The sequence below is a fragment of the Lysinibacillus sp. CTST325 genome, assembly GCF_054665055.1.
In genome coordinates this window covers 1-12,057 of the sequence record NZ_BAAFHO010000020.1, presented here as the reverse complement: position 1 = coordinate 12,057, position 12,057 = coordinate 1, and the positions used below count along the sequence as shown (strand labels likewise).

Genomic DNA, 12,057 nt, shown 5'->3' with positions numbered 1-12,057 from the left:
CTTTTAAAGCATTTGTCCTACATCAACAATGCCTGTATTATCATATACTCTAAGTTGGTTTCGACCACTTGCCTTTGCCATATAAAGTGCTTGATCCGCCTTGTCAAGCAGCTCGTAAAACGTTGAAATGTTTTCAGAATGACCGTATCCTGCGATGCCAATACTCACTGTCACATTGATCTCAAAATCATCCGCAATATAAGGATTATTTTCAACATGTTGCCGAACTCTTTCCGCAATTTCCACTGCACTCTCTAGCGTAGTATTTGTGGATAAAATGACAAATTCCTCTCCCCCATACCTTGTAACAATGTCGATTCTTCGTACAGAATTTGTAATGGTGTTTGCGACGTGCTTTAGTACTTCATCACCGATTAAATGTCCATATGTATCATTGACCTTTTTGAAAAAATCAATGTCAATCGCTATACATGAACAATGTTTTTGTTCTTCTAAACATTTCTGAAAAGCAAGCTCCCCCTGCTCAATTAAATAACGACGATTATACAGCTTGGTCAATTGACAGGTAATCGATAATTCTTTCAGTAAAATAGTATCTTTTCTCACCTTGTCGCTCATTTCATTGAAGGACGCACAAAGCTCCTGAAATTCTTGCGCATATGGTGTCAACTGTTGGTCATTTATTTGATATTCATAAAAACCTTGTTCTACCTTTCTAACACCTGTAAGAAGCTGCTGAATAGGTTCTTCAATTCTTTTTGAGAGATGTAACATCATTTTAATCATACAAAATGACCCTACTACTAAACAAATGGTTATCCATAAAAATCTATTGATTAATGGTTTATAGGCCTCTAACAGACCAATTTCTGATATGATAAACCATTTCCCTCCATTTATAGGCTTACTTTTAGCAAGAACCCACTTATTATTCGCATCTTTATAAAGCTCGAGACCGCTTGTTTTATTTTTTAAAGCTGCGTTTAGAACATGCTCATCAACCAAATAATTTCCAGAAGATCGTTGTTGTTTATTGTTAAATTCAGAGAGCATAGTACCTTCTTGATCTATAATATAAGCATGACCTAAAAAACCCACTCTCGATTCTTGTAGCAGTTGATTGATGGTGTCTAAATTTACTGCGCCAAAAACTACACCATTGAATTGTTGCTGTGCATTAAGAATCGGTGAAGCAAATGCAATAATAGGCTGCTTTGTAACTTTACTTATTAAAATATCTGTTATATATGGTTGTTTCGTTTTTTTAGCAACCTGAAAATACTTACGGTCATTTACATCCACGCTAACACCATTTTTACTGTATTCAGTCACTGTATCAACTTGCACGATGCCCTCTTTATTAACAAATATTAAGTCTGTGAAATTTGTTTTTTCTTTAAAATCTTGAAAAAATGCTTGCGATTTTTGAAAATTATAGTCTTTTACAAAATCAAAATTAGCTATTGTATGTATATCACTGGATCGCTCTGATAACCAGCTTTCAAAAAAATATGATTGAGCATCCACATAATGTGTCATTTCTTCATTTTGATGCTGAATGGTTTGTCGATATTCAATATAAAGCGTTGGAATAAAAATACATAGACCAATAATAAAAGTAATCCATACAAGTGCTCGATGAAGCTGACCTTTTATCGTGTTTGGCCGTGGGAATTTTGTCAAAACATTCAAAGCATTAACCTCCGAATTAATCTAAATACTCCCTTAATATGGGCAAAAAATAGTATTATGTTCATTAAAAATACCACAACCGGAAGATTGTGGCAGTGAGAAATTTAACTTCTTTCAGCAATTATTTTCTGTAGCGAAAGCGAAGCGTCAGCGGCAAATATTTTGTGTAACGTGTGTGAAACGGGAGTTACAATTATTTTCTGCGCGAAAGCGAAGAGTCAGCATCAATTATGCCGAGGCATAATTGCTTAGTTGATAAAATTTATTGTAATAAAACTTGAAGAATTGTAATGCATACTGCCGCGACAATAGGCACTATCTTCAAAGAGGTATAGCCGATTGTAGATGTGCATATTGGCTCTATCGGATCCTTCGTCGGTGAAGCTAAATACTGAAGAAAACGTTGCCAGCGACTTTTCTTATGTGTCATTAGCTGCTGGGGAATCTGTACTTTATCGTCATCTAAGCTGTCTTTTAACCACTGCTCCTTTTGAAATTCATCCTTAAGCATCGAAATCCTCCTTTAGCTCTTCCTTTAAAGTCCTTATCGCATTATGTAGCCTTGATTTAACTGTGCCAAGTGGAATGGACAAAATTTGTGCAATGTCCGCCTGCGGTAAATCATGATAATAAACAAGCAAAATAACAGCTCGTTACTTTTCGGGTAATTGAAGTATCGCTTCTTGTATCGTTAATTTCTCGTCAGCAGACATCCGATAACTTGACATCGGTACTAAAAACGGAAAGAGCGTGCGCCATTTTTTGCGCCGATTCAATTTATTAATCATTAAGCGATAGGCGATTTGAAATAAAAAAGCTTTCACCGTTCCCTTTTGCTCATCAAAATCTTCTTTTATATATTGTAAACGCTCAAAGGTATCTTGCACAATATCAATGCTTAACTGATCTTCCCGAGTATAGCGAAATAAAAAGCAGTACAGAGGTTCATACAAACGACTATAGAGCTGTTCAAAGCCCTCAACATCGCCGTTTTTATAGACCTCCATCCACTCCTCATTGCTCATCATCTAGCTCATCCCCCCAACGAGCCTTAATGGACTTTATCGTATTTGAGATACGAGTTACCAAATAAATGATGACAACAATAACCCATGCCAGTGATTGAGTTGAAAAAAACTGTACATATGGATTTTCCATTGTTTGTCGTCCGAAAGACAAGAGCATATATAATGCCTCTACACAGAGCATCGTATAAATCCCTAAGACGAGCGTAAGCGTATCGAATACATTCCATCGTAAAAAAAGTGTTGTTTTTTTGTAATCTATTTTTCCATTTTCTTTTACAAGATATTTTCTATGCACAGAAAACATTATAGAAAAAATAACAATCATCCATATTCCTGCCACAATGAATGAAACAATAAATCCAATTCCCATAAAATCACCTACTTACTGTTATATACTTTTTTAGCGATGGCTGCTAGCACCAAGCTAATAACTGTTAAAATCATAAAATACTGATATTGTGGAAGCCATGTTTCGTCCAAAACATTTAAAGACACTTGCAAGCTATCAAATAAATATAACATCGGATTCCATATTAAAAAAATAAAGTAATCTTGAGGATTTTTTTCCGCAAGCGTTAAAAACAACGATGTCATCTGTATTGAAAACATACATAGTAACATAAGCGGCACTAGCATGCTTTGAGCTACTTTCTCGTTTTTAAATAGACCTGCTAATATAAAACTCAATGGATATAATGCCAGTAAAACAAAATTACTAATCAAAATAATCATAAAATATAATGAAAGTGAAATATCAATGATGAAGGAATAGCCAATGAGTAGTAACACTAAAAATACATTTAATAATGTAAAGACACCGATTCCCATACCAATATAGTAAGTGTGTTGCTTAACGCCTGTTCGCTGTATCCATTGGAACGTTTTATTAGCCTTCAAATCTGCCAAATATATAGTTGCGCTAGAAAATGCAAATGAGAAAATTAACATTAAAATTGAAATTGGTAAAAACTGACCTTTAATCACAAAATCAATTCCTTCTTCGTTCGTCATGCTTTTACAAATAACTGAGCTAATCATTAACATAAAGGCTGTTAGTACATTTCCAAAAACCATTCCTGGGTTGCGAATATTTTCTAACATATACATTTTTGCAATTTGTTTCATCATCCCGCTCTTCCTCCTAAAATTTGACCTGTCACTTCATAGTAGAGACCTTCAATTCCTGGTAATTTTGCCTCAGTGTATTTTCTATAAAGTTCATCCTGTGTGCTATTTTCAATAAGCTTTCCGTCTTTTAAGATCACTACATAATCAAATAACGATTCTAATCCTGCTACCTCATGACTAATAATAATAATGATTTTGTTACGTTGACGTATTTCATATTGTAAGTAAAACATTAATTGCTTTTTCTTTGTTAAATCTAAATCAGCAAACGGCTCATCTAATATGATAATTGGTTTATTTAATAAAAATGAAAGGAAGATGGATACTGCTTTTCGTTGACCGCCTGATGCATTTTTCAGCAGTATGTGGTCATAAGTTGGCAATCCTAATATTTCATATAGCTCTCCCAAATCATTTTTATTGTTCGTCAATGTAGTAAACAGAGCCAACACTTCACGAATTTTAAGATGCTGATAACTCGAAAAAATTTGGTACTGCAGCGCAACTTGCTCATGCACATGTTGAGACGAATCATTGAATAGAATGGAACCATCATCAGGTTTTTCATCCCCGGCTATACATTTTGATAATGTAGATTTACCTGCTCCATTCTGACCTAATAATAAATAACAATATCCCATTTTAAATGTGGCCGACACACCATCCAAAACGTTCACACCATTATATTTTTTCACAATATCCTTCACAATAAGTTCCAAAATAAACCCTCCCTTTATATATGTTCAATGACTATACAAACGGGAATTGCAAAAGGTTCATTTTATTTTTAAAAAATGAAAGAAAAATATATGTTTCTATATAAAGTTTTTTTATGTAAAATAAATAATTATTGGAAATTAAGTAAAAATAAAGGGATATCATCTTGACACGGCTTCTACTGACGACGTTCGCTGAGTGGTTAGGCCCAATTTTTTCTTATTTTTACTTCACGATTAATAGAATACTAATTAAGGGAGTTACCGAAGTGAGCGATTTTGAAGAACTTAAGTATTTTTTAGGACCACATTTTGGTCCAGAGCTAGACTGGGAGCTAATCGAATACGCTGTTATTGATTATCGTCAATTAAGTAAAAAAGAACGATTCAAATTTAAAGAAGAGCTACTTTATATACAACAACTATTAGAACAAAATCAATATGATAAATTACAGCAGATTATTGAGAAGCATGATTTTGAAGATACAAAGCTTTACGATATAGAAAAAATACAAAGATTTATTGATAAGGTTTTACCTATTATTGAGAAATATGAGTATAAGAAAGGTATTCCTTATGTCCCTTTTAAAGCTTTAAATTATTTATTTGATAAAATTATCAACCCTACTAAAACATTTTTATCTTTTGACTTTATTGCTATAGATATCAAAAGAGAAGGAGATACATTTATACATCATATTTTGCAAGATTTACAAAATGTAGAAAAAGCTTTTATAGAGCAAGATGAAGCAAAGATTCAAAAGTTACAACAACTTTCCAGAGAAAAAGGTGTTACTATTTTTGAATCACAATATCGAGATGAATTTATCCAAGTAGTAACAAACGAATTAAGTTAATAAACAAGTATGTCCTTTTTAAAGAGAATTGACTACGAATAATAGCCACTATATAGCTTATTCAGCCCCCATAATATATTTGATCCATAAAGTAAAATTTCAATTAATAGTGATTTTTCTACTGATAATAAGTAAAGATTATCGAGCTAATACGCTTTAGTAAATGTCAACACCTAACGTTAATGCGGAACGAATTTGGCGAGTTTTATTTCTTTCTCTTTTTAACAATCGAACACGACAAGAAGACCGCTCACAAAGGAAAGGTCTTTTTGTTGTTTAAGATTTTATTATTTTCCAAAAATCTGCTCCATAGCTTTTATTATTAAATTCAACAGATGTTTGTGCTTTCACAAAATTCTCACCAACGTCTATCTTGTTGACCTGATTTTGTAATGGTGAGCCAAATGAAAATTCCAGTTGCAAATCAGTAAGGTTAAACAAAATTGAATGCACTGTCCCAAAACTTTCTTTGTAATTATGGACAGATAATCCTTTAGGGAACTCTGTTAAAAGAAGTTCTTGGATATCATCAATAGATCTTTTTCCACTTTCCTTAAATTTCTCCTCTAAAATATCATACCTTAATTGAGAATGCTCAAGCTTGCCAGGCTCCATTTCTTGTATTGCGGAAAATAGGCCATGGTTAGTTGCAATAAGATATTCAAGTTCTGCACGTTTTACTTCTTTAATGCCGTCATATGTTCCAATCAAAGCCGCGTCACCATTTGCATCAGCCAAGAGTAAATTCATATTCGTTCCTACTGGCATATTGTTAACCATATAGATTGCTTCTTCGACATTTTTACAATTTTCTAATAGTGCTCTAACAATAACCATAAACTGTAACCCAGGTACTACTGGTGGTCTCATACCAGGATATTTGCCAATAGGCATACCACAAGATGCATAGGCAACACATAGCCCCTTCTCATTTAAACCTTCACTTCGACCGAATGTTGAAACCGAAAATCCTGTATGAGTATATTTCCCTTCAACACGAGTAGTACATAAGCGCATATCCGAAATATCAGGTGATAAATCATAATTTCTTAAAACATATGTTTTACCATCTGCCATCTTTCCAGGTAAAATAGCCCCTAAACTACATCCCCCAGGAATTAACCACGCATTTTGATAAAAATTTAGTTGCTCAGGCGCATAACCAAAGCCTCCTGCAAAGCCTTCTAATTCTTTATTTAAACCTGGGCAAAACTGCTCTATTTGTGCTTTCATTTCAAAATAAGCGTTGTCAGAAGTTAAATTTTCCGTAAAGAATAGCGATTTTGCAAAAGGATTTTTTTGAAATTCTCGCGCTTGTTGTTGTCCAATCTCATATGAACTACCTTTAAGCAATGCAAACTGTCCTGTATTTGTTTTCATCGATATACCCCATTCTATATTTTTGTAGCAAGACATTTCTTACCTTGCTAAATACAGAATAAAGTCTCCATCTACTGGAGAGTTTAGCTAGTTTCTTAGTTTCACAAATACTTTTGTCAAAAAATCATTTGGATGTAGCTCAATATTTGGTTTAATATTAATTGGATTTACTACTTCAGTTGGGATTAACCCCTTTATGTACTGCTCCATAAACGTTCCTTCTGCCTGGAGGGATTGCTCAGTCAGCCATTCCTGCAAGCGACTATAGCCAAAATGCAACTCTGAATACGGTCCCTTTACATTTATACAAGCATACTTGCCTTCTGGTATTACTTTCATATACTCCACTTGTTGAGTTGCTTTTACTGGTAACAGTAGTTCAACATCTGCTATGTTTTGGTTCCTATCCTGTTGGTGGAGAATTGCAACAAGCTCCCCATCTATCTCAAATTGATACGCATATATTCGTTCAAATAATTTTTGTACTAGCTGATCCATTTCAATAATATGTATCTTTTCACGGATGGAAAGCACCTGTGTTTTTGGTCGTTCTTCTATGTAACAACTTGATAATATTGGCTTTGGATTAAACGTCTCAGTGTTCCTTATAGAATTTTTCACTTGGACAATATTTTGAATTTGTTCAGCGATTACTTCTTGTTGGTGCTCTAATTCCTGAACTTTTTTATTTAATCTCATCTCTAAATCTTGCTTATCATTTTTCCCTTTAATAATCTGTTCAATTTCGTTTAATGAAAAATGGCACTGTTTAAGTACCTGTATAGTATTCAGCTCTTTCATTTTATCGTAATCATAATAACGATAGCCTGTCACCTGATCTATAAAGGATGGTTCAAGTAACCCCATATCGCTATAATAACGAATCGTTTTTATAGGAACATTGCACAGATTCGAAAACTTTCCAATGCTATACATAATAAAACCTTCTTTTCAAATATTGTTGAATTTGATTAACCGCTTAGTTATTACTATACCGTACGATAGAAATGTGGTAAATGTTTCAAATTCAATGCTCATTATCATAACATGGCAAACATTTTAACTATTGTCCTTCATAGCCTAAAAAGAGTATGCTCTGATTTGAGCATACTCTTTTTGTTAAATATTATTTATGAGCATTTCTAATTAAATTACTGCAATGAATGATTGCACTGTTAGTTCGTATGTGCATTGTCTTCCTTCCTCGGGTGTTCACTCTGCTTCCGCGGGTATTTACCTTGCTTCCGCGGGTATTCATCCTGCTTCCGCGGGTATTTACCCTGCTTTCGCGGGTATTTACCTTGCTTCCGCGGGTATTTACCCTGCTTCCGCGGGTATTCATCCTGCTTCCGCGGGTATTCGCTCTGCTTCCCTCCACGGGTATTCGCCCTGCTTTCGCGGGTATTCATCCTGCTTCCGCGGGTATTTACCCTGCTTCCGCGGGTATTCATCCTGCTTCCGCGGGTATTCGCTCTGCTTCCGCGAGTATTCGCTCTGCTTCCGCGAGTATTCGCTCTGCTTCCGCGGGTATTCGCTCTGCTTCCGCGGGTATTCATCCTGCTTCCGCGGGTATTCTCCCTGCTTCCGCGGGTATTTGCCCTGCTTCCGCGGGTATTTACCTTACTTCCCGGGTGTTCGCCCTGCTTCCGCGGGTATTTGCCTTGCTTCCGCGGGTATTTGCCCTGCTTCCGCGGGTATTTACCTTACTTCCCGGGTGTTCGCCCTGCTTCCGCGGGTATTTGCCCTGCTTCCGCGGGTATTTGCCTTGCTTCCGCGGGTATTCGTCCTGCTTCCGCGGGTATTCTCCTTGCTTCCGCGGGTATTTGCCTTGCTTCCGCGGGTATTCGTCCTGCTTCCGCGGGTATTCTCCTTGCTTCCGCGGGTATTTACCCTGCTCCCGCGGGTAATTTCCCTTTTCGCGCGGGTAGCCTAGTTTCTACTTTTCATTTAGAATAAATTGCTGAATGGCTGGCAGCAGTTCTTTATGAAGTGGTAATGATGGGTCTGAATACGTCGCTATATTTTTCTCGCGATCTGCTGGAGCATTTTTTAACACATGATTCATTCCGTCCATATATACAAGCTTGGCATCTGATTTACCTTTCTTTAAGGCTTCCGCATCCGTTGCAACTACTTGTAAATCGGTTGTTCCTTGAAGAATTAAAACTCGGCGATTCACTTTTGCTAACTCACTTGCAGGGTTATATTTTAACCATGAAATCATATACGGTTGAACGGAAGAACGGAAGAGTGATTGTAAATCTGGAGAAACGTTCTTCACTAGCTCGCCTTTTTTCAAGGATGCAAGTGCATCTGTTGATTCTTTTAGAAGCTCTGGCGATAATTGACCTTTTAATTGCTCTAACAAAATTTCATCTGCTGGTCTACCAGTGCCTGCTATAGAAACAAAGGACTCTACTTTTGTTTTTTGTGCTGCTAGTAAACCGATCAGTGAGCCTTCGCTATGTCCTATAATATGAACACTCGAATATGCTTTATCGGCTAAAAGAGTATTAATCACTTGAACTGCGTCATCTACGTATTGGTCAATCGTGATATCCTCTTCCTTAGTTAAAAGAGACTGATTATCGCCAAGTCCACGTTTATCATAGCGAACAGTAGTAATACCGTCTTTTGCTAACCCTTCCGCAATCATTTTTAAGCTGTCATTTTTACCAGCTATTGCTGAATTTCCATCCTTATCAGTTGGACCAGAGCCTGCTATAATAAGCGCTACTGGAGATGGCTCCTTGTTTGCCTTTTGAAGAGCCACTGTTAACTCACCATCTTTAACAGGAATCTTTAACGTTTCATACGTAACTGGTTGCTCTTTGAATGGCTTTAAGACAAGTGGAAGTTTGCCATCATTTTGTTGGAACGTTGCTTCAATTTGCCCATCTTTTAATGTGCCGTTAATTTCAACTACCGAGCCATTTAAGTTGATTGAAACATTCACTTGATCACCATTATATTTAATGCTTTTAAATGGATAATTGGATAATCCTTGCGCTGGTACTGATAATTTCCCGCTATCCTTCTGCAATTCAACGATAATTGGAAGTGCTCCGTTTGGTATCTCAATATTCCCTTCCCATTTTCCTACTAGCTGTTCATTCATTTTATTGTCCCCTTTCGTCTCTTTCCCTTTTGTGTTGTCTTCCTTCTGACCGCATGCCGCTAATAATAAGAGTGCACAACATAAAATTAATAGTTTTTTCATAAAATCTCTCCTCTATATAAAAATGACTAACAAGATTGGCAAAAATAGTACAAGTAAAATGAAATAGCTCCATTTATTCGCCATATTCACAGTCCAACCAACGCCGTATTTCTTTTGTACTAATAGTGAAGGATCATTTTTATTGATGTAAACAATACCCCATTTCCAATATCGATCATCGGCTGCAGCTGTTTCGTTTGTATGTAAATCTGCAAAGCGCTCATTACTTTTACTTAACTTCCAAATGAAAAGGGTAAGTCCCCCTAAAGAGACGATCATAAAAACGATAATAAGCGGGAAGAAGTATGGAGCTGTTTGATTTTTTAAAATTACTGTCGTGTAATGTAAAACAACAAAAAGAATGGTCATACTATAATTAATCGCCGCTAAATACCAGCTGCCATATTTACGCTGTGTAAGCTCCCTATTGGCTGAAGCTTCTTTCGCCTGTGCACTCAATTGTATTTTGGCACTTTTCATACCTATACTGATGATGAAACTGCTAATTTGTGTCCCTAGTAAAATAAGTGGCATTTCAATAATTGATAGCCATGTTTTTTCAGTCCAACCGTCTACCTCACCTGCCGCATTCCAATGGGTAGCAAATACATCCGGGATGGTAGTGTAATTCATATAGGTAAAGGTAATCAATGCTAAAGTGATAATAATTGGTAATGCGAAAAATGTAGGAGAGAGTACTTCATCTCGATCTCTTAGAGATAAATCCATCACATAAACAGTTTTTACATGCGCTTCCCAATTTTCTTGTTTTTTTAGTTTTTTTGTTTTTATATGGTAAAACATATAAAGTCCAGCTGATATGAGCAGTAAAACATAAAGCAAGATAGAGGATAATATAACAAATGTCTCTTCCTGAATGGATGTTAATAGAAGTGAATTTTGGCCTATCAGAAATGCAACTGCTATGCTCCCGACCATCATGCTGTAGTGTTTTTTTAATATACGTAATTGCTGATGTTGCACATAAGGTTCTGGAATTGAAACACCAAACACAGTTGTTTTTCTTGCCAAATACGGTGTTAACGTTTCCAGTACACCTACAAAGATAAAGATGCTTAATATAAAAAGCATATTTCCCCTACTTCCATTGTTTTAGAATTCGATGAAACAAACTTGTCATCTGATCTTTTTCGAGACCACGTGCAAATGCCTCTGCCATAATTGGTTTTAATGCATTTTCTACTTTTTCAACTTCCGTCTCTTCCAGTTCTTTTTTTTGAACACCGATAATGATTGCCTTTGCTTTCGGCTTTAATTCGATTAACCCTTTTTCTTCAAGTTCATGATAGCTCTTACTAACGGTGCTTACATTAATACCCAAATCCGAAGCCATTGAACGGACTGAAGGTAATGTGTCACCATTTTTTAGCTTTCCCTTAGCAATTAACTCAATTAACTGATTCGCTAACTGTTTATAGAGCTGTAATTCACTGCTTGGATCTAAATGAATATTCATTTTATCCCTCCCATCTGTATTGCTTATCACCAAACAGAAATCTGTCATACTTAGAGTAATACAGTTTTCTTGAATAGTCAAATTCTTCTATAAAATGAAAATTAATCAGTTTATCTTCTTTAGGGCAATTAATACAAAATCAAAAGGACCCAGAAAAAATCTGGATCCCAAGAACACTTATTTCTATTTGATTTGATCTGTATCGGTTTTTGCTTCTTCTTAAGATACAGCAAAACAGAATATCCTCTGCCTCACCGATTCCTTAAGATTTTAGAAGCTCACCCTATACAGTTGTGGCGGACTTTCCTGAGATTCCTGGTCTTTGGGTGTTTGACTACTCATTCTACATCCTCCTAATCATTTTAGATTAATAAGTGATTCCGCTCTTAATATGAACCGTTTCACAAGTGTTTATTCATGTGAAGAGCATTTTTATTAATAATGGCTTGTTAAAGAATAAAACTCCACGAAAATTGAACTGCACCCCAATTGTTAGACACATCTAACAATTGGAGGTGCAGTTTTTCTATGGCTAAATATACTGTAGAAGATAAATTACAAGCAGTTGAGCGTTACTTAAATGGAAATGAAAGTGCTA

12 protein-coding genes and 1 pseudogene are annotated in these 12,057 nt (G+C 35.8%); 1 reads left to right on the top strand and 12 read right to left on the bottom strand.

Annotation, left to right across the window (positions count from 1 at the left end; translation table 11 throughout):
* Positions 1-3 precede the first annotated feature (3 nt).
* The 6 genes and pseudogenes from ACYQ73_RS25930 to ACYQ73_RS25905 all read right to left on the bottom strand — a co-directional run bounded on the left by ACYQ73_RS25930 (position 4) and on the right by ACYQ73_RS25905 (position 4,528).
* Positions 4-1,653 (bottom strand): sensor domain-containing diguanylate cyclase, encoded by a 1,650-nt coding sequence (locus ACYQ73_RS25930; protein ID WP_460015094.1) that lies wholly within the window; start codon positions 1,651-1,653, stop codon positions 4-6.
* A gap of 262 nt (positions 1,654-1,915) precedes the next feature.
* Complete coding sequence (locus ACYQ73_RS25925; protein ID WP_460015093.1) at positions 1,916-2,164, bottom strand: hypothetical protein; 249 nt, start codon at positions 2,162-2,164, stop codon at positions 1,916-1,918.
* Positions 2,157-2,660 (bottom strand): annotated as a pseudogene (locus ACYQ73_RS25920) (RNA polymerase sigma factor). Before ACYQ73_RS25920 ends, ACYQ73_RS25925 begins: the two are co-directional and overlap by 8 nt.
* 7 nt (positions 2,661-2,667) lie before the next feature.
* Complete coding sequence (locus tag ACYQ73_RS25915; RefSeq protein WP_460015092.1) at positions 2,668-3,051, bottom strand: group-specific protein; 384 nt, start codon at positions 3,049-3,051, stop codon at positions 2,668-2,670.
* 8 nt (positions 3,052-3,059) lie between these two features.
* Positions 3,060-3,809, bottom strand: a complete 750-nt coding sequence (locus tag ACYQ73_RS25910) for an ABC transporter permease (RefSeq protein ID WP_460015091.1) — start codon at positions 3,807-3,809, stop codon at positions 3,060-3,062.
* The gene (locus ACYQ73_RS25905; protein ID WP_460015090.1) at positions 3,806-4,528 is read right to left on the bottom strand and encodes an ATP-binding cassette domain-containing protein; all 723 of its coding nucleotides are present in this window, start codon (positions 4,526-4,528) and stop codon (positions 3,806-3,808) included. Before ACYQ73_RS25905 ends, ACYQ73_RS25910 begins: the two co-directional genes overlap by 4 nt.
* 266 nt (positions 4,529-4,794) lie before the next feature.
* On the opposite strand from ACYQ73_RS25905, the gene ACYQ73_RS25900 reads away from it, so the two are divergent.
* The gene (locus ACYQ73_RS25900) at positions 4,795-5,382 is read left to right on the top strand and encodes a hypothetical protein (protein ID WP_460015089.1); all 588 of its coding nucleotides are present in this window, start codon (positions 4,795-4,797) and stop codon (positions 5,380-5,382) included.
* A 276-nt stretch (positions 5,383-5,658) separates the two neighbouring features.
* On the opposite strand, the gene ACYQ73_RS25895 is transcribed toward ACYQ73_RS25900, so the two are convergent.
* From ACYQ73_RS25895 to ACYQ73_RS25870, 6 genes are all read right to left on the bottom strand, one after another.
* The gene (locus tag ACYQ73_RS25895; protein ID WP_460015088.1) at positions 5,659-6,762 is read right to left on the bottom strand and encodes a C45 family autoproteolytic acyltransferase/hydolase; all 1,104 of its coding nucleotides are present in this window, start codon (positions 6,760-6,762) and stop codon (positions 5,659-5,661) included.
* A gap of 87 nt (positions 6,763-6,849) precedes the next feature.
* Entirely contained in the window at positions 6,850-7,698 is an 849-nt protein-coding gene (locus ACYQ73_RS25890; protein WP_460015087.1) for a MerR family transcriptional regulator, read from the bottom strand.
* Between the two features lie 239 nt (positions 7,699-7,937).
* Positions 7,938-8,318, bottom strand: coding sequence for a hypothetical protein (locus tag ACYQ73_RS25885; protein WP_460015086.1), 381 nt, complete (start codon positions 8,316-8,318; stop codon positions 7,938-7,940).
* A gap of 380 nt (positions 8,319-8,698) precedes the next feature.
* Positions 8,699-9,982: an alpha/beta hydrolase gene (locus tag ACYQ73_RS25880; protein WP_460015085.1), complete on the bottom strand. Its 1,284-nt coding sequence runs from the start codon at positions 9,980-9,982 to the stop codon at positions 8,699-8,701.
* Positions 9,983-9,994: 12 nt separating this feature from the next.
* Complete coding sequence (locus ACYQ73_RS25875; protein WP_460015084.1) at positions 9,995-11,074, bottom strand: DUF1648 domain-containing protein; 1,080 nt, start codon at positions 11,072-11,074, stop codon at positions 9,995-9,997.
* A 7-nt stretch (positions 11,075-11,081) separates the two neighbouring features.
* Positions 11,082-11,459, bottom strand: a complete 378-nt coding sequence (locus tag ACYQ73_RS25870; protein WP_460015083.1) for a GntR family transcriptional regulator — start codon at positions 11,457-11,459, stop codon at positions 11,082-11,084.
* Positions 11,460-12,057 lie beyond the last annotated feature (598 nt).